The organism is Sorangium sp. So ce327, from assembly GCF_051530205.1.
Lineage (GTDB): Bacteria > Myxococcota_A > Polyangia > Polyangiales > Polyangiaceae > Sorangium > Sorangium cellulosum_B.
Genome location: NZ_CP150330.1, coordinates 6976263 through 7003234, shown reverse-complemented (window position 1 = coordinate 7003234; position 26972 = coordinate 6976263). Strand labels below are relative to the sequence as shown.

Below are 26972 nucleotides of genomic sequence, written 5' to 3'. Positions count from 1 at the left end.
TGGTCAGAGGTCCAGCGTCGGCTCCTGGAGCATCAGGCTCACGTCCGCCACGCCGGGCAACGCCTGCAGGCTCGTCACGAGGCCGGCCCGCATGTCGGGGTGGCGAACGCGGATCTGGTAGGCGTGCTCCATGACGGTGCCCTGCGCCGCCTCGCGCAGGGTCACGAGCGAGAAGGTGCCGCAGTGCTCGCGGAGGATGCCCGCGATCGGGCCGGCGATCTCCGCGCCGGCCTGGCCGGCCGGCGCCACGAACCGGAGCAGCCCGTCGGGCTGCCGGCGCGACCCGTAGCCGGTGACGTGGAGCAAGAGCGTCGCGACGCCGAACATCGCCGCCCCCGCGATCGCCGCGCCGTAGGCCCGCGCGCCGCTCGCCATGCCGATGGTGAGCGACGCGAAGACGAACACGACGTCGCGCGGGTCGCGCAGCGTGGTGCGGAACCGGATCGCGGAGACACCCCCCGCGATCCCGATGCCGGCCGCGATGTTGTTGCCGACGGCGAGCATGAGCGTGCACGTGATGATGCTGCCCAGCGCCATGCTCTGGACGACCGTCCGGGAGTACGAGAGGCCGCGGAACGTGAGCATGTAGACGCCGGCGATGCCCTGCGTGAGCCCGAAGGCGACGAGCAGGGCGAGGAGCGCGTCGCGCCACTCGACGGCCTCGCCGTGCGAGAGCGCCGCCAGCCAGTCCATCATTGCCACCCTGCGACCCGGGTCGCCCGCGCTTCCGGGAGCATCAGCTGCGCGGTGACGCTGTAGCAGTACTTGGAGAACGAGTGCCGGACGAGGTCGAGGCGCCGCACGAGCGCCACCATCCACGCAGGCGGCCTGCGCTCGAACTTGAGCTCGAGGACGCAGACGGGCTCCGGCGTCTGCGTCTGGACGGGGTGGTCGACCGGGCGCCACCCCCCGTCGGAGGCGTCGAGATCCAGCGTTTCCCTGCGCTGACAGACGATCTTCCGGTCAAACGTCAGGCGCGCGTAGGTGTCGAGGGTGCTCTCGTACGCCTCGCGCTCGTAGTCGACAAGGAGCGTCGGTCTGAGGTCGTGGCGGTGGAACGCGCCGATGAACTTCTCCGCGCCCTTCCGCGCGCCCGGCGAGAGGTGATCGAGCGAGACGGGGCGGCCGTGCGCGAGCAGATCGCGCCACTCGCTCGCTGGCACCGCCGCGCGCGACTTGATGATCACATCCTGGACGCGCCGCTTCACCTCCAGGAAGGCCGGGCTGGTCTTCCCGGGATAGGTGCGCACCCGCAGCTTGAAGCGGTCGCGCTGCTCCCGGGCGTTGGCCCAGTAGAGGTCGAACCCGCGGGTGTCGAGGTAGAGCGACCGGATGCGGTACACGCCGCCCGGGCCGGCGTACCGGTCCAGCCGGCCGATCGCGCAGGCGGTGGCCCGGATCGCCGGGACCAGACGCTCCGGCACCAGGTATTTGAACTCGTATCGTTCGATGACGTCCAGGACTCTCGCCTCCTCGGTCGTCAAGGGCAAGCGCGCCGCGCTGCTGCGCGTCGCAAGGTTGTTACGGTAACCGCGCAATAATGACACAAATTTCGCCGGCGTCCGCAAGCGGAATCCATGGCCGCTCCGCGAGATCTTTGTGCTTTCCCTGCAACCTGCGCGCCTGCGGCAGCGCGGCTGGGGAGCGCCCGGCGCGGCTGGGGGCCAGCGCGGGCGCTGCTCCTTGCGGTGGGCGGACAGGGGCTCGGGGCCGGCGCCAGCGGGGTGGGCCTTCGGCTGCCGGGGTGACGCGGGCCGGCGCGCTCCCGCGCCTGGGGCGGAGGTCGCTGCCTGTTTGTGCCACGAGCGCCCAGCTCATGATCGCGTCGTCATGAGTCGATGTCGTGAGCGGCTCCTCGCGAGGCGCGCCGCCGCTCGGCCGCGCAGTCTCTTCCGATCCCTGATTGACCCGATCGATCGATCGATCGATCGATCTCGCGCGAAGTTGTTGAAGGCCGCCTGGATCCAGGCGAGATCGTGGAACGATACGCATGCGTCAGGTACCCGACCTCCTCGCCGTCCTCCAGCAGATTGTGCGGCGGGCCGTGGCCGTCCTCCCGCACGCGCCGCGCGGGAGCCTGCTGCTCCGCGAGGGCGACCGCTTCGTGGCCCGAGCGCTTGTCGGGTTCGACGCGGCGCCTGGGGTCTCCTCGCGCGTTCCGGTCGGCGCGGAGGTCGAGGGGGGCGCGCTCGGCACGGCGGCGCCTCCCGACGGCGCGCACGGGAGCCGCATCGTCGATGCGCGGGCCTGGTACGGGACGTACCTGCCTTTCGCGATCGAGGCGGGCTGCGGCGTCCCCGAAGGCGCCGGGGTGCTTGTCGCGCCCATCCAGCTGTGCGGCGAGCCGGCCGGCTATCTCGCCATCGAGCAGGCCACCATGGAGTCTCCGGGCGAGGAGCGCCGCGCCATGATCGAGGTCCTCGCGGGCACGGCCGGAGATGCGCTGGAGCGGCACAGGCTGTATGACGACAAGGCGAGCGCGGCGCAGGAGATCCGCCTGTTCGAGCGGCTGCTCCACGCGGTGGGCACGACGCTCGCGCTGCACGACCTCATCGAGACCATCGCTCACGGCATCAAGAGCGTGCAGCTCGATCCGAGCTGGGACACGGTGGAGATCTGGCTGCTCGACGAGGACCGCGTCGGGGACGGCCCCGAGCTCGCGCGGGGCGACCTGTGCGCCCGCGTCTACCGGGCCCCGGCGTCGGAGCCGACGACCTACTTCCAGAACATCCGCGCCGGCGCGGACAGCGCAGCGCGGCCCCTCGGCGTCTCCATCGACTGGCGGACCGGCCATGGCGGCGACGGCGACGGCTCTCAGCGCGCCCTGCTCGATGAGGCGATCGGCCGGCGCATGTCCGGCATCGTCGTCGCGCCCAGCAACCCCGAGAGCGCGGAGGAGGCGTTCCGGCGGGCGGCCGAGAGGGACATCCCGGTCGTCGTGATCGACACCCCTCCGATCCCGGGCAGCCGGGCGCCGCTCTACATCGGGACGGACAACGTGGCGTCGGGCAGGTTGGCGGCCGAGGTGATGAAGCGGCTGCTCCCGGGCGGCGGCGTCGTCGCGTCCCTGGGCGCCGTGGGGCTCGCGCTGAACATCCGCGAGCGCGTCGAGGGCTTCCGCGTCGCGGCGCTCGGGTCGAACCTCACGGTGCTGCCGACGATCCCGTGCGACTGGGATCAGGAGGCCGGGACGAGGCTCGCCACGGCGGCGCTGGAGGGGCGGCCCGACGTCGCGGGCGCCTTCGGCGCCGCGGCGGACAACGGGCCGTCCTGGGGCCGCGCGGCGCGAGCCCTCGGCAGGGCCGGAGATCTCAAGATCGTCGGCTTCGATCTCGTCGCCCGCACGGTCGCCCTGCTCCGGCAGGGGGCGATCCACGCGACGATCGTCCAGCGCGAGGACGACATGGGCTTCCGCGCCATCGAGACGATCCACCGGATGATCACGCGCGGCGTCGGGCCGACCCTCGCCGAGCTGCCGCCTTCCCGTGTCCTCCACACCCGCGTCGATTGCGTCACCCTCGAGCAGACGCCGTGGTCCACGACGCTGAGCGACTACCTCTCTCTCGAGGCCGCCCGCCGGGCCGCGGCCGGGAACGGCGGGCGGATCGCGCCCGTCGCCCCTGCGATCGAGGTCATGATGATCGGGGTCGCGCCCCCCACGAGCTCCGTCGTCGAGGACCAGGTCTCGATCCCGGCGCGCTCGCTCGTGCGCTGCGCGATCGCGTCGGGCCGCCCGGTCGTGATCGACCCCGCCGAGGGGGGCGCGGACGCCGCCCTGCCTGCCGCGCACGACGGCGCGCGCACGGCCATCGCGGTGCCGCTGCAAGGCCGCGGCAACGTCCTCGGCGCCCTCGTCCTGAGCAGCGCTCGCAGGGAGGCGTGCGGCGCGGGCGACGTGGCGTTCCTGGTCCGCGTCGCCGGCACGGTGGCGATCGGCGTCGAGAACGCCCGGCTGCTCCGCCGCATCTCCGCGCGGAGCGAGGAGCTCGAGCGCGCCAACCTGCAGCAAGCGGCGATGCTCCAGACGATCCGCGAGCTCTCGAGCCCCGTGGTGCCCATCGCGGACGGCATCCTCGTGATGCCCGTCGTGGGCGTCATGGATGCCCGGCGCTCCGGCGACTTCATCGCGTCGATGCTCCGCGAGATCGACGCGAAGCGCGCGCGCGTCGTGCTGATCGACGTCACCGGCATGGCGTTCGTCGACGCGACGGCGGCGTCGCGGCTCGTCGAGGCGGCGCAGGCGGCCGCGCTGCTCGGCGCCGAGGCGGTGCTCGTCGGCATCCGGCCGGAGGCCGCGCAGATGATGGTCCGGCAAGGCCTGGACGTCGGCTCGATGGTGACGCACGCCAACCTGGCGAGCGGCTTCCGCCATGCGCTCTCGAGGGTGCGCCGCCGCGCGGCGAAGCGCCGCTGACCGCGCGGCGGCTACTCCGCCCCGGCGGGCGGCGCCTCGATGGGGTGCGGCTCGGCGGCCTTCGCCTCGCCGGCGCGCCGGGCGCGCCGCTGCGCCTGGGCGACGTGCACCACCTGGTCGAAGACGACGGCCACGAGGATGACGGCGCCGATGATGATGAACGTCCAGTTCGGGTCGAGGCGCCAGATGCGCGGCACGCCGGCGTCGCTGTGGCGGATCTGGAACATGTTGATGCCGTTGTCGATGACCCGCATGAGGGCAGAGCCGATGAGGATCCCGAGCGCGCCGCCCTCGCCGCCGCGCAGCGAGCAGCCTCCGAGCACGGCGGCCGCGATCGCGTAGAGCTCGTAGCCCATCCCGACCTGCTGCGACATCTGGCCGATGTAGGACGCGTAGCAGACGCCCGCGATCCCGCCGGTGGCCGACGAGATGACGTACGTCGAGACCTCCACCCGGCGCACGTCGATGCCCGAGTACTCGGCGGCCTCGCGGTTGCCCCCGATCGCGAACATGTAGCGCCCGAGCACGGTGAAGTGCAGCACGTACGCGCCGGCGGCGAGGACCACGAGGAAGATGACGAGCGGGTAGGGGATGAGCGCGTCGCTTCCCACGCGCAGCAGCCCGCCGTTGGCGAGGCCGAGGAACGGCGAGTCGCCGAAGCTCAGCGTGCCGCCCTCGGCCACCGTCTGCGAGACGCCGCGCACGAGGAGCATGCCGCCGAGCGTGACGACGAACGGCTGCAGCTTGAGCCGCGTGATGAGCAGCCCCTGCGCGAGCCCCACCAGCATCGCGGCGGCGAGCGCGGCCGGGATGCCGACCCAGAGCGGGTAGCCCAGGCACCCCATCCCCGAGGACGAGATCTTGGCGAGCAGGACGCCGGTGAAGCCGATCACCGAGCCGATCGACAGGTCGATGCCGCCGGTGATGATGACGAACCCCATGCCCATCGCGAAGATGCCGAGCATCGCGATCTGCCGCGTGGTGTTGACGACGTTCGATTGCCCGAGGAAGTCGGGGTTGGAGATCCAGAGCCCCGCGCACATCAGGAAGAGCACGACGCTCATGCCCAGCTCACGTCTCATGCGGTCACCGCGCTTTCCACGTCCCCTTCCGCGCCCCTCGCGCTCCCCGTCATCAGCGCGGCGACGCGCTGCTGCGTCAGCCCTTCGCGCGGGAGCACGCCCGTGATCCGGCGCTCGTGCATGACGACCACGCGATCGCTCATGCCGAGCACCTCCTCCATGTCCGAGCTGACCATCAAGAGCGTGATCCCTTCCGCGGCGAGCGCGGCCCCCCAGAAAGGCTATTTCTTCAGCTCCACGAGCTTGGCCTTGAACTCCGCCACGTTCTCCTTGCGGATCACGTCGACGCCGGTGTCGACCATCTTGTCCTTGGGGATGGCGGCCATGGCCGCGTCGCCCTTCGTCGCGAGCTCGTGCATCCACTTGCTCGACAGGTAGCCGAACTGGAACGGCTTCTGCACGACGGTGCACGCCACCGTGCCGTTCTCGATGCCGCTGAGCGTCACGTCCTCCTCGTCGAACACGGCCGGGATGACCTTGCCCTTCTTCCCGAGCGCCTCGACGGCCGCGATGATGGCCGGCCCGTTGTACGACCAGAGGCCGGTCGCGACGTCGAGGTCCGGGTGGGCGTTGATGATGTCTTCGACGTTCGCGCGCGCCTTGGCGCGATCGGCGTTGTCCTCGCGCTTGTCGACGATCTGGATGTTGTGGGCGGTGACCACGTCCTGGATGCCCTTGAGGCGCTGGGTCGCGTTGTCGACCGCGAACATGCCGACGAAGACGGCCATCTTCCCGCCGTTCGGCAGGATCTTCACGATCTCGTTGCCGAGCGCCTTGCCGGCCTCGTAGTTGTTCGTGCCGATGTAGAGCAGCCGGTTCGACTTCGGGGCGTCGGAGTCGAACGTGATCAGCTTGACCTTCTCGGCGACCCTGTTGAGCACGGCCACCTGATCGTTCGGCGCCAGGACGGTCACGGCGACGGCGTCGTATCCCTGGCTGGCGAGGCTCTCCAGGATCTGGTTCTGCTCTTCGGGCGTGCCGTTCGGCGGCGCCTTGATGTCCACTTGAATCTTCGCCTCTTGCTCGTACTTGTGGACTCCGGCCCCGGCGATGCGCCAGAACTCGCTCGTCCCGCTCGTCACGAAGGCGAGCTTGACGACCTTGGCTGTCGTCGGGGCGCTCTTGCCGTCGCCGTCGTGGCCCTTGGCCGCCTCGTCTCCGCCCCCCTGAGCGCAGCCGGCGATCCATGTCATGGACAGCACCGCGAACGCTGCAAACGCTAGCTTCCAGAAACGATTCTTGTCTTTCACGGCAGTTCTCCCCTCCTCGCCTGCGAAAAGCGCGTCGATGTCGGTGTCGCCGAGCCGCGACACAGGAATCCCCCGGCGCGAGGTTAGCGGACGCACCCCGTCGATGTCGCGCCTCGCGTGAACGACCCAAACGGAAAAGTCGGGGACAACGTGTCCGAGTTGCGAGCACCTCAGGGGGCGGGTCGTGTGCGAACCCACCTGCTCCAGGGAGCGGGGGCGACATGCGCTCATGATGTGGGGGTGCAGCGCGGCGTTTGATCCGCGGGGGACTCAGGGATCAACGACGGTCCTGGAAGCTCATGGTCGCCGTCGGCCTCCTGCCCGCGGCGCGATCACTCGGGGCACGCCGCGGCGCAAGCCGCGCCGCCGCAGTCGACGCCGGCCTCGTCGCCGTTCTGCACGCCGTCGGTGCAGGTCGGCGCCTGGCAGACGCCGCTCCAGCACACGCCGCTCAGGCAGTCTGCGCCGGTCTCGCAGCCCCCGCCCACCGGGCAGCGCGGGCACCATAGCTTGCCGCAGTCGACGCCGGCCTCGAGGCCGTTCTTTATCCCGTCGCTGCACGTCGGGATCATGCAGCTTCCGTTCGTGCACACGCCGCTCTCGCAGTCCGTGGCGGCCTCGCAGCGCTCGCTCGATGGGCAGGGACGGCATGAACCGCCGCAGTCCAATCCTGTTTCGCGGGGCCCCTCATCTCGCGCGCCGTTCACGCAGTGCTCCGGCACGCACCAGACACCATCACACGCGAGCCCGCCAGGGCACAGCAGCGTCGGGTCTGTGTCCACGCACTGCACGCACGCGCCCTCATGGCATCGTCCGGCGCCCGAGGCGGGACATGCGACGCCATCCAACACGAGATGTCGCGGCTCGTCGATCTCGCAGGCGTCGAGGGTGCACTGGTTGCCGTCGTCGTAGGGGTCGACGGCCGTCACGCTGACCACGCGGCCCTCGGCCGTGCACTCCTCGACCTTGCAATCGCCGCGGATCTGCGAGGCGATCGGGCCTCGCTCGATCTCGACGACGCACGCGCCGTCCGCGCACCTCCCGACCCCGCACCGCGGGTCCGGCGGGCCGGGGCACTCCGCGTCACCCTCGCAGCTCCCGGGCGGGACCGGCACCCCCGAGCACTCCTCCGTGCCCTCGGCGCACTCGTCGCAGGTCCGGCACTCCTCGAAGCAGCTCGGCGTGTCGTCGCCGCGCGCGCAGCAGATGACCTTCCCCGGTTCGCCACACTCGCAGTGCTCATCGACGCAGATCGTGCCCGGCACATTCTGCTGGTCCGACTGGCAGTGGTCCGTGGTCGCGCACCTTCCACCCACGTAGGGCCCGTCGCCGCACGCAAAGAAGGTCGCCGAAATGATGAGAAAGAGCAGAGCAGCAGCACAACGCGCGATGGGTCTACCCATGCGTCCAGTCCTCCGGCACGAGGCTGTGGCGCCGGCACCCAGGCGGCCCCAATCCGCCGGGGTGTCGTTTGCCAGGTCGTCTCGGGGCGCAGTATGCCGCGGTCAGGCGGCCGCCGTCACGCAAGTTTTCACAAGATCGCGCAGCGTGCGAAGCGTCCGTCGATCAGAGCGGGCGCATGGTCGAAGCGCACATCAAAACGAGCTCGTCAACGTAAGTCCGTTGGCCGACACCGTGATCTCCGCTGGCCCGCGCGGATAGAATGTGTAACCGAGCGTGGCGGCCAGCACGGCCCCTCCCGCGATGAGGCCGGCGAGGCCCACGCCCCGGTAGGCGATCGCGTCGTCGTAGGCCGACGCCGACTGCTGGCAAATCGGCCGGGTCAGCCGGAAGCAACGGTTCGGCCCTGCGGAGAGCGCGGCGGTGTCGCCCGCGTCGTCCTTCTTCTCCGCGCCGACGAGCATCACGCCGCCGATCGCCGCCAGGGTGGCGGAGAGCCCGAAGCCGCCGGCGACGAGTTCCGGCCGCGGCCCGGGCCGGGGAGGCGAGGGGGGAAGGGGGGAGGCGCGGGGGCCGGGGGGCGGCGCCGGCGCGCCTGCGGGCGCGGCCGGGAGGCCTGGGAGCGGCGCAGGGACGCCGGCGGGCCGGGCAGCGAACGTGAGCACGACTTCCCGCGCCTCGCCGCGCGGCACGTCGATCTCGGCCGTCGCGACGTCGCCGTCCAGCACGGCGCGCACCACGTGGTGGCCGGGGGCGACGGGGATGGGCTTGTCGCCCTCGAGCTCGGCGGGCGCGCCGTCGATCGTGATCTTCGAGCCCGCGGGGGCGACCACGTGGAGCTCGCCGGCGAGCTGCCGCGCGCGGGCCAGGTCGCTGAGCCGCGACGCGACGAGCGCGCGCTCCGCGGGCGTCCTGGGCGCGCGCATGATCTCCTGGCAGAGCGACAGCCAGCGCACGGCGGCCGGCGCGTCGCCGAGCCGGAGCGACAGCGCCCCGATGTTGCACGCGGCGACCTGGGCGCGCTCCAGCCGCCAGACCGCCATCCACAGGTCGCGCGAGTCGGCGAGCCGATCTTCTCGAGCGGCCGCGTTCGCCTGCGCCATGAGCCGGGCGACCGCCTCCGGCGGGGCCTCGGCGCGACCCTCCGCCGCGCCGGCCAGCAGGGCGATGCACAGCGGGAGCGCGGCGACGCGGCGTGTGTTCCTTAGCACGGGTGCGGATCTCCTTGGCCGAGCCTCGGTCTGAAGGGCCGCTCCGGAGCCGGGGCCCCGGGCGACGGCCCCACGTACCAGAAGGAGGCTGTCGGTGGAAGCCCCGGAAGCCGCCGGGTTGTCGGGGGGCCAGGCGATGGAGGTTGACCAGGCGTGATCTCGCGCGCTGTGGCGGTGCGCGCCAGATCTACAGCCGCCATCAAGGGCTGAGCACCGGCGATTCTTTACGATGCTCGTCTCGAGGCCTGGCGCGAGGTGGGGCGAGCGGGCAGCCCTACTTGACGAACACCAGCAGCTTTCTTGACACCTTCGACGTCGAGCACCTTGACCGCGACGACATCGCTGACTCGTCCTCGTATCGCCGCTTATTCACGGGTGATGCCAGCTTTGCGTTCAATGGCAGTGTCTGGAATTGTCGGGGGACCTCAGGCGACGAGTCCCGCCCTTCTATCGCCCTCCCGCGTCACCCCACCGCCGGCCCGGCCTTCCGCTGCGCGCTGTCGCAGACCCACCGGACCACCCCAGGAATGACCCCCTGCGCGATCGCGCTCACGCGCGAGCCGACGTCGGGGTAGATCTCGAACCGCCCGCGCGCCATGCCGTCGGCCATGCTGCGCGCCACGGCGTCCGGCTCGAGCGTCTTCACGTTGCCCGCAATGGCCTTTGTCTCTGCCGGCTTGTACTGGTTCTCGAACGCCAGCTGCGGAGTGTCGGTGTCGGGCGGCATGCACACGCTCACCCGCACGCCGTGAGGCCACATCTCCGCGCGCAGCGCCTGCGAGAAGCCGATCAGCGCGAACTTGCTCGCCGCGTACGGCGTGTACCCGTAGATGCCGATCACGCCCGCGAGCGACGAGACGTTGAGCACATGACCGCTGCCGCGCGCCGCCATCGCCGGGAGCACCGCCTTGCACAGGTGCACGGCGCCAAAGAAGTTCACGTCCATCATGCCGCGGAACTGATCCACCGGCAGCTCGAGGAAGCGCCCCGGCATCACCACGCCCGCGTTGTTCACGAGGTGATCGATCGGCCGCTCGGCGAGCCGCGACTCCATCGCCCGCGCCACGTCGTCCGCCCGGCTGATGTCGAGCTCCAGGACGTCGACCCGCGCGGACGGGTGCTCGCGCCGGATGCCCACGGCGGCCTCGTCGAGGAGCGCGCGGCGGCGCGCCACCAGCGTGACCGCGGCGCCGTATCCCGCGACGAGCCTGGCGAACGACAGCCCGATGCCGCTCGAACCGCCGGTGATGAGAACGCTCTTGCCCTGGAAATAAGTTCGGGTGTCCATCGGCGGCCGAACCTACCCCAGGACCGCCCGAGGCGCGAGGCGGTCGTGCAGGCCCGCGGCGGCGCGCCTCATGACGGCTGCGCCAGCTCGACGTCGGGGTGAGCTCTCCCCGATACGCCATTGGCCAGCTTCAAACCGCACAGCGCGCCCGCCCACGCCCTCACCTTCCGGCTCACGGCGGTCTTCGCGCTGCTCAGATAGTTTCTCGCCTCACCGCTGTACAGGCCGGCCGCGAACACCGCTGCGAGGCTCGCCGCCGCGGCCACCGGCCGGAGGGCCCTCCGGGCGAGCTTGTTGAGCTTCCTCTTTTGCTTCTTCGAGAGCTTCGCCTTCATGATCCCATCAGCTCAGCAGGGGTCGTGCCATGGCGATCGAGGCCCAAGCGGGGTGACGAGCGCAATGCGCCCCTGTGACACGCGCCCCGCAGACAGGACGTTTTGCCTCGGTGGGGAGAAAATGTCCCTTCCCACGCTGGCGCTGATGAGCGATGTTTGGCAGCTCACACTTCGATCGGGCTCGCAGCCGCCGGCGGGCAGCCTCGTCCGGCCGCTGGGGGCGGAGTCGCTGGCGATCGGGGCCGAGTTCGTTTACTCCGTTGTAAGCAGGCTCATGCGAGGTCTCAGGTAAGGCGGGGACGAGATGCGCGTGGGAGACGTCATCGACCGTCGCTTCCTGATCGAGCGCCTCGCCAGCTCGGGCGGGATGGGGGACGTCTACCGCGCCTGCGATCTGGTCACGAACGAGCCGGTGGCGCTGAAGGTCTTGCAGCGGCGAGGGCTCCAGGAGGCGATCCGGTTCGCACGCGAGGTCGAGGCGCTCGAGGCGCTCACCGCGCTGCGGCACCCGGGCATCGTGCGCTACATCGCGCACGGCGCGACCGACGCGGGGCAGCCCTACCTCGCGATGGAGTGGCTCGCCGGCGAGACGCTGACCGAGCGGCTCACCCGCAGCTCACTCACGATCGCCGAGAGCATCGCGCTCGCGTCGCGCATCGCGTCGACGCTCGGCGTCGTGCACCGCGCCGGCATCGTCCACCGCGACCTCAAGCCGAGCAACCTGCTCCTCGTGGGCGGCGCGATCGAGGGGGTCACGCTCATCGACTTCGGCGTTGTGCGCCTCGGCGCCATGGACCGGCACCTCACCATGCCCGGCACGATGCTCGGCACCCCGGGCTACATGGCGCCGGAGCAGGCCCGCAGCGAGCCGAACATCGACCCACGCGCCGACGTCTTCTCGCTCGGCTGCGTGCTCTTCAAGTGCCTCACCGGGCGCTCGGCGTTCCAGGGCGCCGACGGGCTCTCGGTGCTCATCAAGGTCATCCTCGAGGATCCGCCGCGGCTCCGGGAGCTGCGCGGCGACATCCCCGAGGCGCTCGACGACCTCGTCGCGCGCATGCTCGCGAAGGCGCAGAAGGACCGGCCCCGCGACGGCGACGCGGTCGCGGCGGAGCTGCTCGCGCTCGACGACGCGAGCGTCGGCGCCGCGAGCAGCCGCCCGTCGAACACCCTGCGCGGGGGCGAGATCACCACGAACGAGCGCAAGATGATGTGCCTCGTGCTCGCGCGCGACGCGAGCGGCGACGCCGAGGCGACGCGCTCCCAGGAGGAGGACCTGGAGCGCAGCAAGGCGCTCATCGCCGTCGCCGAGCGCTACCAGGGCGAGCTCGAGATCCTGGAGTCCCGCTCGCCGCTCATCGTGCTCACCGCCGGCGGCGCCCCGACCGACCTCGCGGCGCAGTCCGCCCGCTGCGCGCTCGCGCTGAACGCGCTGCTCGGCAGCGTGCCGGTCGCGCTCGTCACGGGCCGCGCGGAGATGTCCGCGCGGCTGCCGGTCGGCGAGCTCATCGACCGCGCGGTCCACCTGCTGCCGCCCGCGCACGCGCCCGCGCCGGCCGGCGCGCACGCCGTCTGCATGGACGAGGTGACCGCGGGGCTGCTCGGCGCCCGGTTCGACGTGACCCGCGACGCGGGCGGCCTCCGCCTGCACGGCGAGCGCGAGGAGCTCGCCTCGACGCCGCCCCTGCTCGGCAAGCCGACGCCGTGCGTCGGGCGCGACCGCGAGCTCGCGCTGCTGGAGGCGGCGTTCTCGCACTGCGTCGAGGAGTCGACGCCGAGCGCCGTGCTCGTGACCGCGCCCGCGGGCGCAGGGAAATCCCGCCTGCGCTCCGAGCTGATCCGGCGGCTCCGCGACCGCGGCGAGGACCTGGAGGTGTGGATCGGGCGCGGCGACCCGATGAGCGCCGGCTCGGCCTTCGCGCTGCTGGCGCCGGCGCTGCGGCGCGCCATCGGCCTCTTCGAGGGCGAGCCCATCGAGGCGCGGCAGCGCAAGCTCCGCGCGCGCGTCGCGCGGTACGGCCACGCCGAGTCGGCGCGCACCGCGGCGTTCCTCGGGGAGCTCGTCGGCGTGCCGTTCCCCGACGGCGACAGCGTGCAGCTGATGGCGGCGCGGCGCAGCCCGGTGCTGATGAGCGACCAGATCCGCGTCGCCTGGGAGGAGCTCCTCAGGGCCGAGTGCTCGGCGAGGCCCGTGCTGCTCGTGCTCGAGGACCTGCACTGGGGCGATCTGCCGAGCGTGCTGCTCGTCGACTCGGCGCTCCGCAACCTCGGCGATCAGCGGCTGATGGTGCTCGCGCTCGGCCGGCCAGAGGTGCGGGAGCTCTTCCCGAAGCTCTGGGCGGGGCGCGGCGTCCACGAGGTGCAGCTGTCGGGGCTGCCGCGGCGCGCGAGCGAGCGGCTGGTGCGCCAGGTGCTCGGCGAGGACGTCGCGCCGGAGCTCCTCGCGATGATCGTCGACCGCGCCGACGGCAACGCGTTCTACCTGGAGGAGCAGCTCCGCGCGGTGGCCGACGGCAAGGGCGCCGACCTGCCCGAGACGGTGGTGGCGATGGTGCAGGCGCGCATCGAGGCGCTCGACATCGAGGCGCGGCGGGCGCTGCGGGCGGCGAGCGTCTTCGGGCAGACGTTCTGGCAGGGCGGGGTGTCGGCGCTCGTGGGCGGGGCGCAGGTCGCGCCGACGCTGGTCGAGCTGGAGCAGCGCGAGGTGATCTCCCGGCGCGGCGAGGGCAGCCTCCCCGGCGAGGTGGAGTACGGCTTCCAGCACGCGATCGTGCGGGAGGCGGCTTACGGGATGCTGACGGACGGCGACCGGCGGCTCGGGCACCGGCTCGCCGGCGAGTGGCTGTCGCGCGCGGGCGCGGGCGCGGTGGACGCGATGGCGCTCGGCGAGCACTTCGAGCGCGGCGGTGAGCTGTCGCGGGCCGCGGCCGCGTACTGCCGCGCGGCGGAGCAGGCGCTGCGGGCGCAGGACCTCGCCGCGGCGATCGAGCGCGCCGAGCGCGGCGTCGCGTGCGGCCCGAACGCGCAGGCGCTCGGCGCGCTGCGCCTCGTGGAGGCCGAGGCGCACGTCTGGCGCGGGGAGCTCGCGCTCGCGGAGCAGCGCGGGACCGAGGCGGTGGACCGGCTGCCCGCCGGCTCCGCGGCGTGGTTCTCGGCGATCAAGCACGTCGCCATGGCCGCGGGCAAGCTGGGCGGCTTCGAGCGGGTGGAGCGCTGGATGAGCGCGGCGCAGGCCGCCGAGGCGGAGGCGGAGGGCGCGCTCGTGGCGAAGCACATGTGCCTCGGCGAGGGGGCGCTGCTGCTGGTGTTCGGGGGGCGCTACGCGTTCGCGGACGCGCTGATCGACGCGATCGAGGGCGACGGGACGGATCTCGCGGAGCGGGAGGTCGAGGTCGTGGCGCGGCTGCACGCGGCGCGGTCGGCCCGGGCGCTCGTGAGCGGCGATCCCAGCGCGTGCCTCGCGGGGCTGTCCGCGGCGCTCGCGGCGTTCGAGCGCGCGGGCGACCGCGGCAACGCGTGCGCGTTCCGCATGAACGTCGGGTACATGCACGCGGAGCTCGGGGATTTCGCGGGCGCGGAGGAGGTGCTGCGCAGCGCGCTCTCGGGCGCGGAGCGGATGGGGTTGCACGATCTCGCGGTGGCGACGCTCAGCAACCTGGGGCACGTCCTCGGCTACCGGGGGCGGATCGAGGAGGCGGAGCGGACCGAGCGCGAGGCGATCGCGCTGTCGCAGCGGCTCGGGGATCCGCGCACGGAGGGGAGCGCGCGGACGTACCTCGCGCGGATCGCGCTGCTCGCGCGGGACTTCGAGGGGGCGGAGCAGGAGGCGAGGGCGGCGGCGGAGCTCCTGCAGAGCGCGCCGCCGCTGCGCGCGGCGGCGGTGGCGGCGAGGGCGAGGGCGCTGCTCGGGCTGGGGAGGTTCGACGAGGCGCTCTCGGCGGCGGGGGAGGCGTTCTCGATGCTGAAGGCGCTCGGGGCGATCGAGGAGGGGGAGTCCGCGGTGAGGAACGTCTACGCGGAAGCGCTGGCGGCGAACGGGATGGAGGCGGACTGCGCGGCGGCTATCGCGGCGGCGAGGGAGAGGTTGATGGAGAGGGCGGGGAAGATCAGCGATCCGGTGTGGAGGGAGCGGTTCCTCACGATACCGGAGAACCAGCGGACGCTGGAGATGGCCGCGCGGTGGGCGGGATAGGGAGAAGAAGCCCGCCCCCTTCCACCATCGGTTACCAACGTGAACGTGAACGTGAACGTTCGGATGTAGGAGAACGCGGCGCGAAGCTTGGTTGGCGCCTACGGGACCGGGCTCAGCCCTCGCGGGGCTCCGCCGGAAGGCCGGCGTTCTTGCGCAGGGTGGCGATCAGGCGGTCCATCGCCTCGCGGTAGGTCTTCTGGGCCGCGACGATGCGCTCCTCCATCGTCTCGTCGATCTGCTTCGCCTGGGTCGCGGACGAGTCGAGCATCGCCTTGCTGCGCCCGAGCTCCTCGATGCGCGCCTCCGACGCCTTCTTCTCCTCGTCGGTGCGGCTGCCTGAGGACTGGAATGCTCGCTCCGCCTCGACCGCCTCGTCGATCGACTTCTTGATGGTCTCGATCTCCTCGAGCATGCGGCGGAGCCGGAGCTTGTGCTCGACCATGTCGATGTGGACGACGTAGCTCACGAAGCTCACGGCGTCGGCCTGCTTCTCGAGCGTCGCGGCGTTCTCCTTGCCGAGCGAGGCGCGGTAGCGCTCGATGCGGCGGTGCGCCTCGCTGCGCTCGCGGACGTACTTCTCGAGCTGGCGCTCGACGCCGTCCTCGAGCGCGTGCGCCGTGGCCCCGGTGACGTCGACGTCGCACCCCTTCTGCTTGACGACGTACTGCGCGGCGCCGCTCACCTTGCGGGTGAGGTCCTCCTTGTTGTCGTTGAAGAACGCCGCCGCGCCGTCGACGGCGCGCACGCGCTCCACGTAGTCGTAGCTCCGGCCCGCCGCGTCCGCCTGCTCGATGACGTCGAGGACCAGCTTCCAGTCCGGCTTCTTGAGCTGGTCGGGATAGCCCGCGAACTGCTCGGTGGCGCGCTTCGCGAGGTCGACGCGCTCGCCGAACGACGTGGCCGTCGCCTGGAGCTCGGCCGGGTAGCGCTCCGCGTAGCCGCTCTGCGAGGCCGAGGACGCGATCTCGGGCTCCGGCTTGGGGGCGCTGCAGCCGAGCGCGAAGAGGTGGCCGGCCAGGAAGAGCGCGCCGGCGATAAGGTACGGTCGGTTCATGGACGCTGGCCTATAGCCCATCTCCGCCGTGGCCGCGCGCTCCGCGCCGACGCCACCTCGGTCGAGGGTGACGTGACCCACATCCGCGCAGCCCGGCGCGACCAGGGCGACGCACGCGCGACATCACGGCACAAGGAGCCATGTCGCGCGTCGTGTGCGCGTCGTGTGCGTGTCGTGTGCGTCTCGTGTAGAGGCGCGTAGAACGCCGGAATCGCTTCCCTTTCGTACCCGCCCTTGGCATCGTCACTGGCCCGCTCTGCGCGCTCGATTTGCGCTCCAGACGGTCGAAGACGGTTGTTCCTCAACTCTGCATTTCACAAGCGCCGGCGCCTGTCACGGAGGCGCCGGCCACCTTCGCGAGGGATGTGAGGCATGGGAGCTCTGAAAGACAAGGTCGTCATCGTCACGGGCGCGAGCTCGGGCATCGGCAGGTCGACGGCCGTCGCGCTGGCCGCCGAGGGCGCCAAGGTGGTCGCGAGCGCGCGGCGCGAGGCGCAAGGGCGCGAGCTCGTCGCGGCCGTCAAGGATCGCGGCGGGGAGATCGCCTGGGTCACCGCCGACATGCGGGTCGAGGGCGACGTCGAGGCGCTCGTGAAGGCCGCGGTGTCCACCTACGGGCGCCTCGACTGCAGCTTCAACAACGCCGGATCCGGCTTCTTGATGCCGCTCGCCGACATGTCCAACGCCGACTACGACCTGGTCATGGACACGAACCTCCGCGGCGTCTTCTGGTGCATGAAGTACCAGATCAAAGCCATGCTCGCGAGCGGCGGGGGCTCGATCGTCAACTGCGCGTCGGTGGCCGCGTCGCGCTTCTTCCCCGGGCTCGCGGTCTACGCTGCCTCCAAGGCCGGCCTCGTCGCGCTCACGCGCACCGCCGCGGTCGAGTACGCGCAGAAGGGGATCCGCATCAACGCGGTGAGCCCCGGCGTCGTCGAGTCGGAGATGTCGACGGCCGGCTGGCGCCTCGACGATCCCCAGGGACGCGCCTTCGCCGCGTCGCTCCACGCCATGAACCGCGTCGGCGGGCCCGACGAGGTAGCCGCGCTCGTCGCCTTCCTCTTCAGCGACAAGGCCTCGTTCATCACCGGCCAGGACGTCGCCGTCGACGGGGGCCTCCTCTCGGCGGCGTGGCCCGCCAACTACGCGGGCGGGGGCTGATCCGCGCGCCGCGGCGGCGCCCGGGGGAGCGCGCCGCGGCGGAGCCCGGCCGGAGGCCACGCGCCTCACCCCGCCGCGCTCGGATCCTCCGAACCCCGGGTTCCCGGGCCTTCCGCGCCCCATACTTCGGCCATGGGTCAGCCTGAAGCGGAGCCGCCGCCCGCGGCGGGTCGTGGTGAGCGCTCGGCGGCCTCCGCCCCGTCGCTGTTGCGCGCGCTCCGCCACCGCAACTACCAGCTCTTCTTCGCCGGCCAGCTCGTCTCGCTGGTCGGCACCTGGATGCAGTCGGTCGCCCAGTCGTGGCTCGTCTACCGGCTGACGGGCTCGTCGCTGCTGCTCGGCGCCGTCGGGTTCGCGACGCAGATCCCCGTCTTCCTGCTCGCCCCGATCGGCGGCACGGTGGCCGACCGGCGGAGCCGCCACCGCATCCTGCTCGCCACGCAGTCCGCCGCGATGGCGCTCGCCTTCGGGCTCGGCGCGCTCACCCTGAGCGGGCACGTCCAGGTCCCGCACATCCTCGGGTTCAGCGTGCTCCTCGGCGTCGTCAACGCGTTCGACATCCCGACGCGGCAGGCGTTCGTCGTCGAGATGGTGGGCAGGGAGGACCTCGCCAACGCCATCGCGCTCAACTCCTCGATGTTCAACGGCGCGCGGATCCTCGGCCCGGCGGTGGCGGGCATCCTCGTCGGCGCGATCGGCGAGGGGTGGTGCTTCGTCGCGAACGGGGTGAGCTTCCTTGCCGTGCTCGGGAGCCTCCTGGCGATGCGCGTCGCGCCCCGTCCGGCCGCCGCCGGGCGCGTCTCCGCGTTCGCCCATACGGTCGAGGGCTTCCGGTTCGTCGCGCGCACCAGGGCCATCCGCGCGCTGCTCGTCCTGCTCGGGGTCGTGAGCGTCACCGCGATGCCGTACGCGGTGCTGATGCCGATTTTCGCCGATCGGATCCTGCGCGGGGGGGCGCAGGGGCTCGGCATCCTGATGGGCGCGTCGGGCGTCGGGGCGCTGCTTGGCGCGCTCGTCCTCGCCAGCCGGAGGCGGCTCCGGGGCCTCGGCCGCTGGGTCGCCGCGGCCTGCGCGGGGTTCGGGGTGGCGCTCGGGCTGTTCGCCCTGTCGCGGTCGTTCTGGCTCTCGGCGCTCCTGCTCGTGCCCGTCGGCTTCTCGATGATGGTGCAGATGGCGGGGTCGAACACGCTCGTGCAGGCGATGGTGCCGGACGCGCTCCGCGGGCGCGTCATGGCGGTCTACGCGATGATGTTCATGGGGATGGCCCCGCTCGGCGCGCTGCTCGCCGGCTGGCTCGCGGGCAAGATCGGCGCGCCCGCGACCGTGGCCTCGGGCGGCGCGTGCTGCGTCGCAGCGGCGGCGGTGTTCGCCGCGAGGCTCCCCGGGCTGCGGCAGCAGGCGCGGGAGCTGATCGTCGCCCAGCAGATGGCCGCCGGGACGCCCTCCGAGCAGCTCACCCAGCCGGTCGCGGCGGGGGCCGCCTCGGGGGAGCAGGGCGCGGCGCGGCCCGCGTGAGCGGGCGGGGCCGGCGCGGTCCGGCACCTCGCATGCACGCCGCGGGTCGAGGCGGGCGTGTGTGCGGTCGACGCACTGCGCGCCGGGCGAGGGAGGGGATCATGGGGCAAAAGGCCAAGCAGCGGTCCGAGGCGCAGGCGCAGGAGAACAGGCGGTTCGACGAGGTCGATCAATCGAAGGGGATCTTCCGGCTCGACGGGCCGCACCCCAAGGACGCCGAGCTCCGCGCGCCGGGCTCGCTCGGCGGCGGGCCGTACGAGGAGTCGGGCCGCGGCGGCCCCGCGGGCTCGCTCGAGCTGCGGGAGACCGGCGCCGAGGCCACGGCCGAGGGCGCGGCGGCCCCGCCCGAGGAGGAGCCGCCGCCGGAGAGCGGCGCGACCGAACACGCGCAGCCGAGAGGCGCGTTGCCCCAGCACGAGGAGCCGGGCGAGAAGGACCGCAAGGCCGCCGGGCAGAGATAGCGGGGCGCTTGCGCCGGCGCCTCGCGCGCTCACCGCGGGGCCACGGCGCTCGCGACGCCGAGGGCGACGTACCTGCCGACGGTGCCGAGCGCGCCCATCTTGTCGCGGAAGCCCTTCATGAGCCGGTCGGGCATGACCAGATCGTCGAGCAAGAAGCCGCCGAGCGCCGACAGCGCGCCCGTGAGCGCGCCGCTGCGCCGCCCTGCTGCGTTGAGCGCCGTCTCGTAGCCGATGCCCCACATGAGCATGCCCATGGAGAGCGCCGCGACCCCGGTGGGCGTGGCGACCGGGTCGAACCGGTCCTTCACGCGGCGACCGCCGAGGCCGACCGCCGCCACCATGGCGTTCATCGCAGCCCAGGGCGATCCGCGCTTGAGGGTGGACGCTGCCATCATCGTGCACATCGTCGCTGCCGTCAGCACGGCGCCGGTCCGCAGCCCGCGCGTGACGATCTCGCTCATCCGGAGCGCCTGCTGAGGGCGCTGCGCCGCTGCGCGCGGCGTCGCCCAGGGAGACTCGGGCGCCGCCGCGGGCGGCAGGGCGGTCGCCTCGGGCGGCAGCACCGTCACCTCGGGGGTGACGGACGCGGCTTCGGGCGGCAGGGTGGTCGCCTCGGGCGGCAGCGCCGTCGCCTCGGGGGTCACGGACGCGGCTTCGGGCGGCAGGGAAGTCGCCTGGACAGGTGACGTCACCCGCTCCGAAGGCGGGATCAGCGCCTCGGGCTGATCCGACTCCGCGCCTTCCCGGCGGCCGACATGGAGGTAGTCCTCGCGACCGTCATGGTACGTGTAGGGGACCGGCCTGGGACCCTGGTGCTCCGGCTCCGCCGTTCCTGCGGCGCGTTCCGGGTTCATTCGATTGTCCATCTGGCACCTTTCAGCGATTTCTGCGGCTACGTGGGATCCTCGCATGTGCCAACTCCATGCCAGGCCCGACGTGGCCAGCTCACGGAGTCGGGAGCTGCCAGATCGCGCCGGCCGGCGCGGCGCCGCGGCGGCGAACCGGTCGCCCCGCCCGCCCGCTGGATCCGTCCTCCGCCGCCCGACGGCTGTGGTTTGCCGCTCGCATGGGGGCGCGCTCAGGAGGATTTCATGAGCACAGCCCGCCCGCTCGAGATCACCACCGCCACGAGGACATCACGCGCCGTGAAGACGGCGGGAGTGCTCTTCGGTATGGGCGCAGGTGGCCTGATCGACGGCATCTTGTTTCATCAGCTCCTGCAGTGGCATCACCTGATCTGCTTCAGCTGCCATCCAGGCGCGACCATCGACGATGTGAGGCGGAACATCTTCGCCGACGGTCTGTTCGGCGTTGTCGCATTGGGCCTCACTGTGGCAGGTGTGTTCAAGCTCTGGGGCGCCCTGCGCGTGGGCGGAGCCGAGCTCCCGGGACGGATGCTCCCGGGCGCTGCCGCCATGGGCTGGGGGCTGTTCAACCTGGTCGAGGGGGTGATCGACCATCACCTCCTGCAGATCCACCATGTCCGTCCAGGTCCGGGGCAGCTCGGCTGGGACCTGGCTTTCCTCGCGTCCGGTGTCCTGCTGGTGCTGGTCGGCCGGCGCCTGATGCGCGAGGCGCCCGCGTCAGCCGCCGCGCCGGCTCGGACCTGACTCGCCCCCGCACCAGGCCAGCTGGACCAGGCGGTGCAACAGCGACAGCGAGGGCGCCTGAGGGCCCGCCTCGAGCGACGGGAACGCGCTCGTCAGCTGGGCCGCGGCGAACGGCGTCCTCCTGGCGATGAGCAGCTCGCAGCGGCCGTTGAACACCGCGGGATCCCGGGGCGAGGCGGGGGGAGCCAGCGAGAGCCCCGCCGGGAGCTCTGCGACGGCCCGCCTCAGGTCGTCGAGCTCCTCGAGCGCGAGGCGCCGCTCGTGCGGCGCTTCTGCGCCGTCGCCGCCCGCGCGCAGCAGCGCGTGCCCGCTGGCCTGCGAGCGGAACGGGCCGTCCGAGGAGGGGGACAGCGAGAGCTCGACCTTGACCCAGCGGCGCCCTCCGCCGGCCGGCGCGATGCCCTCGAGGACGAGCAGCCAGTCGGGGGCCGCGGGCCGGCGCGCCAGCGCGCGCCTCGCCCAGCGGCGCTGCGCTGCTGGCCCGACCCACGGCGAGAGCCCCGCGTGCCACGCGCGGAACGCGAGCTCATCGCGGTACGCCGCGCCCGGGAGCCACCCCCTGGCCACGCCGATCGACTCCCAGACCGCGAGCCCGGCCGCGAGCGCGGGACCCACGCTGATGCACTGGACCAGCCCCGGAATGCAGGCGCCGGCCGCCGCGAGCACGGCGCCTCCGGCCGCCGCCGAGGCGGCCAGCTGGACCGCGCCGAGCCCGAGCTCCCACGGCTTGCAGCCCCGGCACCGCTGCCGCAGCTCGGCGGTGCTCAGCTCGCTCGGATCGCGCAGGTCGCATGCCGCTCTGGTCATATCCCTCGTCGCCGCCCGGCGCCGGACCGGAGGCGAGCTCTGCCATCATACCGCGGATCCGGCGGCGCGCGCGTTCAATCCGCGTCGCCGCCGGGCGACGCGTTCAATCCGCGTCGCCGCCGGGCGACGTGTTCAATCCGCGTCGCCGCCGGGCGACGCGATGGCGCCGACCTTCGCCCTCGTCGCGCGCAGATAATCGCCGGGAGCGACGAGGATCTGCGTGCCGCGCACGCCGGCCGAGATGGAGACGACCTCGAAGAGCTCGATCGTCTCGTCTGCATAGACGGGATAGGCCTTCTTCGCGCCCAGCGCCGTGACCCCGCCGCGCACGTAACCGGTGAGCGGCTGGACCTCCTTCAGCGATACCGTGTCGACCTTCCGGTCGCCGGTGAGCCTGGCCATCGCCTTCAGATCGAGCTGGGCGTTGCCCGGCACCACCGCGAAGCAAACGCCGTGGCGATCGCCGCGCGCCACAAGCGTCTTCCACACCTGCTCCGGCGGCAGGCCGATCTTCCTGGCCACGGTGCCCGCGGTCAGGTCGCTCGGGTCCACCTCGTAGGTGCGCAGCTCGTACGCGATGCCGAGGCTGTCGAGGATGCGCGCGGCGTTGGTCTTCATGGGGGTGGGCCGGGCCATGCTATACGCGCCGGCTGCGCCGATGACGATCGAGAAGAAGCTCCCCGAGGGCCGGCTGAACCGCTTCGTCCGCCTCGCGGGCCTCGGGGCGCGCGCGGGGGCGGCCCACCTGCTCGGGCGGCGGGGCGACGCCGCCGCGGACGCCGCGGCGCACGTGGCCGAGGTGCTGGGCACGATGCGGGGGCTCGCCGCGAAGGTCGGCCAGATGGCGAGCTACGTCGATGGCTTCGTCCCCGAGCCGGAGCGAGCGGCCTACGAGGCCGCGCTGCGCTCGCTCCGCGCCGCCGCGCCGACGTCGTCGCCCGCGGCCATCCGCGCGGTCGTCGAGGAGGACCTCGGGGCGGACATCGGCGAGCTCTTCGCGGCCTGGGATGACGCGCCGTTCGCGAGCGCCTCCATCGGCCAGGTGCACCGCGCTGCGCTCGCGGATGGGCGCGCGGTCGCGGTGAAGGTGCAACACCCGGGGATCGACCGGGCGCTCGCGAGCGACCTCGAGAACGCCGGCGTGCTCCAGGCGATCGTCGGCGCGGTCGGGCCCAGGGCGCTCGACTCGAAGCGGGTGCTCGAGGAGGTCAGGGCGCGCTTCCTCGAGGAGCTCGACTATGTCCTGGAGGCGGAGCGACAGCGCTATTTCGCGGGCGTCCACCGGGGGGATCCGACCATCCATATCCCCGAGGTCATCGCGGCCCGCTCGTCGCGCCGCGTGCTCACCGCCGAGCTCGCGCGCGGCGCGACCCTGGAGGAGGCCGCGACGCGCGACGAGCGCACCCGGCGCGCCTACGCCGAGACGCTGTGGCGCTTCGTCTTCAAGGGCAACCTCGTCGGCGGGATGTTCAACGCGGATCCGCACCCGGGCAACTACCTCTTTCACGAGGACGGCCGGGTCACCTTCCTCGATTTCGGCTGCGTGGAGCCGCTCGACGGCGCGCGGCTCGAGCACGGGCGAGCGATGCACCTCGCGGCGCTCCGCAAGGATGAGGCGGCGTTCGCGCGCCACGCGGCGCTCATCCTCGGGACGCGCGGCGGGCGGTTCGAGGAGCTCTCGCTGGCGTACACGCGCCGGTGCTTCGAGCCGCTGTTCAGCGCGCCGTTCCGCGTCACGCGGGCCTACGTGACGGGGCTCGTGGAGGGCGTGAAAGCGATCAAGGAGCAGATCCTCGTGAAGGACAGCGGGTTCGTGCAGCTGCCGCCGGGCATGTTGTTCCTCAACCGGCTCCAGTTCGGGTTCTACTCGGTCCTCGCGCGGCTCGACGTGGAGGCCGACTACGCCGCGGTCGAGGGGGCGTTCCTGCGGGAAGCCGGGCTGCTCGGGTAGGCGCCGCTCGGGTAGGCGGCCGAGCGCGCGGCACCGGCTCAGCGCGGGCGGCGGTCGTGGAAGAGGAGCATCTCGATGGTGCCGGCCTCGCGGAGCCAGGGCTGGTCGTGCGGGCCCGGCAGGACGCGGAGGGTGCGGGGGATGGACCGCTTCGCGAGCTGCGCGGCGAGGGCGGCGTTCGCGTCGCGGAACGGGTCTCCCTCGCTGGTGAGCAGGTGGAGAGCGCGCGGGCCGGCCGCGGCGACGGCCCTGGCGAGCCGGTCGGCGTAGGCAGGGGCGCGGTGGGCGCTGATGGCGGACTGCACGCCGCCCCAGGCGCCGAAGAGCTCGGGCCGGCGGAGGAACACCTCGATCCCGATGAAGCCGCCGAGCGAGCAGCCGTCGAGCGAGGTGCGGGCCGCGTCGTCGAACACGGGCGCCTCGGCGCGGGCGCGCGGCAGGACCACCTCCGCGAGCCAGCGCGCGTAGCCGTCGAGCGCCGCGGCGGGGTTCGGGGCCTTGTGGACGTTGGGCGTGAAGGGGCACGCGATCGCGAGGCCGCGGAACGGCCGCGCCGCGAGCGCGGCGTTGACCTCGGCGAGCCGCGCGTCCGTCCAGTCCTTGCGGCGCGAGGTGCGCCCGAGCGGCGGGCGGCGCAGCCGCTCGTAGGCCGGCCCGAGGCCGTACCGCTCCAGCCACGCGAAGGCGCCGAGGCGCTCGTCGCCGGTCTCGCCAAGGCCGTGGAGGAGCACGAGAAGCGGCACGCGCTCGCCCGGGGCGAGGTGCTTCGGGACGAGCAGCGTGAACCGCCTGCCGAGGGCGCGATCGCCGGGGACCTGGAGGTCGCGGATGTCGAAGGCGGGCGGGGAAGCGGGGGGCGGCGGCGAGGGCGGCGCGGCGCCGGCGGGCGGCGGCGAGGGCGGCGCGGCGCCGGCGGGGTCGGCGACGGCGGTGCTCGGGGCGAGGGCTGCGGCGCACACGGCCAGGAAGGGGCGCCGGTGGAGGAGCATGCGCGGAGTGTCGCAGCTCCGCGGCCGTCAGCCAGCCCGCGGCGGAGGTCTGTGGCGATCCAGACCTGCAGCGGCGCTTGAACGACGCCGTTGCCATGCCTCCCTCGGACTTGAAGGGAGGTGGTCCAGCGCCGTGAGGGGCTGACAGGAAATGCCCGAGATGCGCGGGAGGGGGTGGACGCGCCGGGCGCGCGGCGGGTACACCGACGCGTCCATGGACACGACGCACGATGCGACGGACGCGGCGCACGACGAGGTCGGGCAGACGCACCCGATCCGTCCTGAAGATCAGGACCCGAAGCTTTGGAAGGGGAACGGGTGGACGGCGCGGGTCATCAAGAACGAGGACGACGATGGGTGGGCCGTCGAGATGACGTGCGACGGCCAGAGCGAGCCCTCGCTGGTGGGGCCGTGGACGATGGGGCGTGACAAGAAGAACCCGAAGCCGCTCGACGCGAGCGCCTTCGCCACCCTGGTGAAGACGGCGAACGAGATCCTCTCGCGGCACGACCAGCAACGCCGGGCGCAGCTGCACCGGAGCGTGACGACGGTGGTCGGGGGCGGCGCCCGGATGCGGGTGGACCTCGACATCGTGCCCGACGAGGACGATCCCCACGCCATCCTCACGGGGCGAGACGCGGCAGGGGAGACCGTCAGGCGGTCGAGGGTGCCCCCGGACTTCAAGCTCACCGCCGAGAGCGCGCGGACGTGGCTCGAAGAGGGCGTTCCGGAGCCGTGACGGCCGGCGCGCTCGACGCTGGTGATTGCGCCTGGGCCCGAGCGCGTCAGCCCACTTCCAGCGGGAGCGCGGGATCCGCCGTCCACTCGGCCAGGGACCCGTCGTAGACGGCCACGTTCTCCGCGCCGAGCAGGCTCAACACGAAGGCATCGCTGCACGCCGCGATCCCGCCGCCGCAATACGTGATGATGCGCTTGCGCCCCAGGGCTCCGGCTGCCTCGAAGCGGTCCCGCAGGATCGCCGGAGCCAGGTACGCGTGCGAGCTCGGATCGACCAGAGCGCCTGCGGGGACGTTGACGCTGCCCGGAATGCGCCCGGGCCGCGCGACGCGCGTCACCTCTCCGGCGTGCTCCTCGGCCGACAGCGCGTTGACGATGCATGTGTCCGTGTCGCCCACCGCGGCGAGCACCCCGCTCTTACCGACGATCCAGCCGGCGCGAGGCCGGGCCACGAACCGCGCCCGAGCATGCCTGACGGCGTCGGCCGATACGGGTCGGCCCTCCGCCGTCCACTTCCGCCACCCGCCGTCGAGCACGGCGGCGTGGTCGAAGCCGAACGCCCTCAGCATCCAGAAGACGCGGGCCGCCCACATGTTCATCGAGGCATCGTAGAGCACCACCCGGACGCCGTCGCCGACGCCGTAGCTGGACATCGCCGCCGCGAACTGCTCCGCAGGAGGCATCATCACCGGCGATGGATCTCCTCGGTCCGACAGATCCGCGAGGAGGTCGGCGAACGCGCTGCCCGGGATATGCGCCTCGGCCCACGCGGCGCGCCCGCTCTCGACGTGGACGCCGCCCGACGTCGGTGTCAGGAAGACCGTGCAGTCCAGGATGCGCAGATCGGGGTCGTCGAGGTGCTCCTGCAGCCAGCCGGTGTCGACGAGAGCCTGTGGGTTTGCGAACGTCATGGATGAAGACCTCGGTGACAGGTAGGCCGTGGAGGACGGCGGCAACACGCATCCAGAGGCGCCGGACGTCGGTCGCCGTCAGCCGTCGCGCCTGGTGCCCTTCAAGGAATCGTTGAACCGCTTGTTTTCCATCGTCAACGTGTAGACTCGCACGGCGGTCTCGATCGACGTCAAGATCCTGTTGATGTCACCGTCCTTGATGACATAGGCGAACGGCCGATGTTCTCTGATGACCCTCGCGGGGTCCTTGATGTTCTGGTAGGCCGAATAGAAGATGATGGGGATATCGGGCTGCCTCTTCCGGAGCTGGTCGCACGCCCAGAAGCCGTCGTGCCCCTCCATCTTCACGTCGAGGACGACCGCGTAGACGCCGTCGCGCAAGGCGGCCAGCCCCTCCCTCGCCGACGCGCACAGCAGGACGTCGTACTTCTCGCTCAGGATGAAGTCGAGCGAGTCTCGCGCCGCGGCGTCATCGTCGATCACGAGGATCACGGGGCGTGGCGGCGCGTTCGCCGGTGGTTCGCTCCTCTTGCGCCATGAGTATCTCAGGTCGTTGAACGCCATTGCCCGCATCCTTGCAGCACGGGGCCACCCTCTCGCCG

At 72.4% G+C, this 26972-nt stretch carries 24 protein-coding genes; 8 read left to right on the top strand and 16 right to left on the bottom strand.

Going from position 1 to position 26972, the window contains the following annotated elements; translation table 11 throughout:
• Positions 1 to 3: 3 nt before the first annotated feature.
• Both WME95_RS26130 and WME95_RS26125 read right to left on the bottom strand, forming a co-directional pair.
• The gene (locus tag WME95_RS26130) at positions 4 to 696 is read right to left on the bottom strand and encodes a DUF4956 domain-containing protein (protein ID WP_437902113.1); all 693 of its coding nucleotides are present in this window, start codon (positions 694 to 696) and stop codon (positions 4 to 6) included.
• The gene (locus WME95_RS26125) at positions 693 to 1490 is read right to left on the bottom strand and encodes a polyphosphate polymerase domain-containing protein (protein ID WP_437902112.1); all 798 of its coding nucleotides are present in this window, start codon (positions 1488 to 1490) and stop codon (positions 693 to 695) included. Before WME95_RS26125 ends, WME95_RS26130 begins: the two co-directional genes overlap by 4 nt.
• A 500-nt stretch (positions 1491 to 1990) precedes the next feature.
• Here WME95_RS26125 and WME95_RS26120 point away from each other — a divergent pair, with 500 nt between their 5' ends.
• The gene (locus WME95_RS26120; RefSeq protein ID WP_437902111.1) at positions 1991 to 4414 is read left to right on the top strand and encodes a substrate-binding domain-containing protein; all 2424 of its coding nucleotides are present in this window, start codon (positions 1991 to 1993) and stop codon (positions 4412 to 4414) included.
• Positions 4415 to 4425: 11 nt separating this feature from the next.
• Here the strand turns inward: WME95_RS26120 and WME95_RS26115 are convergent, their stop codons facing one another.
• The 7 genes from WME95_RS26115 to WME95_RS26085 all read right to left on the bottom strand — a co-directional run bounded on the left by WME95_RS26115 (position 4426) and on the right by WME95_RS26085 (position 10981).
• Positions 4426 to 5496 (bottom strand): ABC transporter permease, encoded by a 1071-nt coding sequence (locus WME95_RS26115; RefSeq protein WP_437540786.1) that lies wholly within the window; start codon positions 5494 to 5496, stop codon positions 4426 to 4428.
• Entirely contained in the window at positions 5493 to 5672 is a 180-nt protein-coding gene (locus tag WME95_RS26110) for a hypothetical protein (RefSeq protein ID WP_437540784.1), read from the bottom strand. Before WME95_RS26110 ends, WME95_RS26115 begins: the two co-directional genes overlap by 4 nt.
• Before the next feature lie 45 nt (positions 5673 to 5717).
• Positions 5718 to 6746: a substrate-binding domain-containing protein gene (locus tag WME95_RS26105; RefSeq protein ID WP_437902110.1), complete on the bottom strand. Its 1029-nt coding sequence runs from the start codon at positions 6744 to 6746 to the stop codon at positions 5718 to 5720.
• Between the two features lie 332 nt (positions 6747 to 7078).
• Positions 7079 to 8149, bottom strand: coding sequence for a hypothetical protein (locus tag WME95_RS26100; protein ID WP_437902109.1), 1071 nt, complete (start codon positions 8147 to 8149; stop codon positions 7079 to 7081).
• A gap of 192 nt (positions 8150 to 8341) precedes the next feature.
• Entirely contained in the window at positions 8342 to 9358 is a 1017-nt protein-coding gene (locus WME95_RS26095) for a hypothetical protein (protein WP_437902108.1), read from the bottom strand.
• A 463-nt stretch (positions 9359 to 9821) separates the two neighbouring features.
• On the bottom strand, positions 9822 to 10646 hold the full coding sequence (locus WME95_RS26090) for an SDR family oxidoreductase (RefSeq protein ID WP_437540775.1): 825 nt from the start codon (positions 10644 to 10646) through the stop codon (positions 9822 to 9824).
• Positions 10647 to 10714: 68 nt separating this feature from the next.
• Positions 10715 to 10981 (bottom strand): hypothetical protein, encoded by a 267-nt coding sequence (locus WME95_RS26085; protein ID WP_437540773.1) that lies wholly within the window; start codon positions 10979 to 10981, stop codon positions 10715 to 10717.
• Positions 10982 to 11285: 304 nt separating this feature from the next.
• Between WME95_RS26085 and WME95_RS26080 the strand changes: the two genes are divergently transcribed.
• Positions 11286 to 15173, top strand: coding sequence for a serine/threonine-protein kinase (locus WME95_RS26080; protein WP_437902107.1), 3888 nt, complete (start codon positions 11286 to 11288; stop codon positions 15171 to 15173).
• Positions 15174 to 15285: 112 nt separating this feature from the next.
• On the opposite strand, the gene WME95_RS26075 is transcribed toward WME95_RS26080, so the two are convergent.
• On the bottom strand, positions 15286 to 16227 hold the full coding sequence (locus WME95_RS26075; protein ID WP_437902106.1) for a hypothetical protein: 942 nt from the start codon (positions 16225 to 16227) through the stop codon (positions 15286 to 15288).
• A 372-nt stretch (positions 16228 to 16599) separates the two neighbouring features.
• On the opposite strand from WME95_RS26075, the gene WME95_RS26070 reads away from it, so the two are divergent.
• From WME95_RS26070 to WME95_RS26060, 3 genes are all read left to right on the top strand, one after another.
• Positions 16600 to 17388 (top strand): SDR family NAD(P)-dependent oxidoreductase, encoded by a 789-nt coding sequence (locus tag WME95_RS26070; protein WP_437902105.1) that lies wholly within the window; start codon positions 16600 to 16602, stop codon positions 17386 to 17388.
• A 132-nt stretch (positions 17389 to 17520) separates the two neighbouring features.
• The gene (locus WME95_RS26065; RefSeq protein WP_437902104.1) at positions 17521 to 18903 is read left to right on the top strand and encodes an MFS transporter; all 1383 of its coding nucleotides are present in this window, start codon (positions 17521 to 17523) and stop codon (positions 18901 to 18903) included.
• A 101-nt stretch (positions 18904 to 19004) separates the two neighbouring features.
• A complete protein-coding gene (locus WME95_RS26060; RefSeq protein WP_437902103.1) occupies positions 19005 to 19364 on the top strand; it encodes a hypothetical protein in 360 nt (119 codons plus the stop codon).
• Positions 19365 to 19393: 29 nt separating this feature from the next.
• On the opposite strand, the gene WME95_RS26055 is transcribed toward WME95_RS26060, so the two are convergent.
• Entirely contained in the window at positions 19394 to 20230 is an 837-nt protein-coding gene (locus tag WME95_RS26055; RefSeq protein WP_437902102.1) for a hypothetical protein, read from the bottom strand.
• A gap of 225 nt (positions 20231 to 20455) precedes the next feature.
• Here WME95_RS26055 and WME95_RS26050 point away from each other — a divergent pair, with 225 nt between their 5' ends.
• On the top strand, positions 20456 to 20974 hold the full coding sequence (locus WME95_RS26050; protein ID WP_437902101.1) for a DUF2243 domain-containing protein: 519 nt from the start codon (positions 20456 to 20458) through the stop codon (positions 20972 to 20974).
• On the opposite strand, the gene WME95_RS26045 is transcribed toward WME95_RS26050, so the two are convergent.
• A complete protein-coding gene (locus tag WME95_RS26045) occupies positions 20948 to 21781 on the bottom strand; it encodes a hypothetical protein (protein ID WP_437540757.1) in 834 nt (277 codons plus the stop codon). The two genes, WME95_RS26050 and WME95_RS26045, sit on opposite strands and share 27 nt — an antisense overlap.
• Before the next feature lie 132 nt (positions 21782 to 21913).
• Positions 21914 to 22399, bottom strand: a complete 486-nt coding sequence (gene ybaK / locus WME95_RS26040) for a Cys-tRNA(Pro) deacylase (protein WP_437902100.1) — start codon at positions 22397 to 22399, stop codon at positions 21914 to 21916.
• Between ybaK and WME95_RS26035 the strand changes: the two genes are divergently transcribed.
• Complete coding sequence (locus WME95_RS26035; protein WP_437902099.1) at positions 22377 to 23732, top strand: ABC1 kinase family protein; 1356 nt, start codon at positions 22377 to 22379, stop codon at positions 23730 to 23732. The genes ybaK and WME95_RS26035 overlap by 23 nt on opposite strands.
• A gap of 38 nt (positions 23733 to 23770) precedes the next feature.
• On the opposite strand, the gene WME95_RS26030 is transcribed toward WME95_RS26035, so the two are convergent.
• Positions 23771 to 24721, bottom strand: a complete 951-nt coding sequence (locus WME95_RS26030; RefSeq protein WP_437902098.1) for a hypothetical protein — start codon at positions 24719 to 24721, stop codon at positions 23771 to 23773.
• A 160-nt stretch (positions 24722 to 24881) separates the two neighbouring features.
• Between WME95_RS26030 and WME95_RS26025 the strand changes: the two genes are divergently transcribed.
• Positions 24882 to 25460, top strand: coding sequence for a hypothetical protein (locus WME95_RS26025; RefSeq protein ID WP_437911030.1), 579 nt, complete (start codon positions 24882 to 24884; stop codon positions 25458 to 25460).
• Positions 25461 to 25506: 46 nt separating this feature from the next.
• Here WME95_RS26025 and WME95_RS26020 read toward each other — a convergent pair whose 3' ends face one another.
• Both WME95_RS26020 and WME95_RS26015 read right to left on the bottom strand, forming a co-directional pair.
• Positions 25507 to 26370, bottom strand: coding sequence for a sulfurtransferase (locus tag WME95_RS26020; protein WP_437902097.1), 864 nt, complete (start codon positions 26368 to 26370; stop codon positions 25507 to 25509).
• A 78-nt stretch (positions 26371 to 26448) separates the two neighbouring features.
• The gene (locus WME95_RS26015; RefSeq protein ID WP_437902096.1) at positions 26449 to 26934 is read right to left on the bottom strand and encodes a response regulator; all 486 of its coding nucleotides are present in this window, start codon (positions 26932 to 26934) and stop codon (positions 26449 to 26451) included.
• Positions 26935 to 26972: the final 38 nt, after the last annotated feature.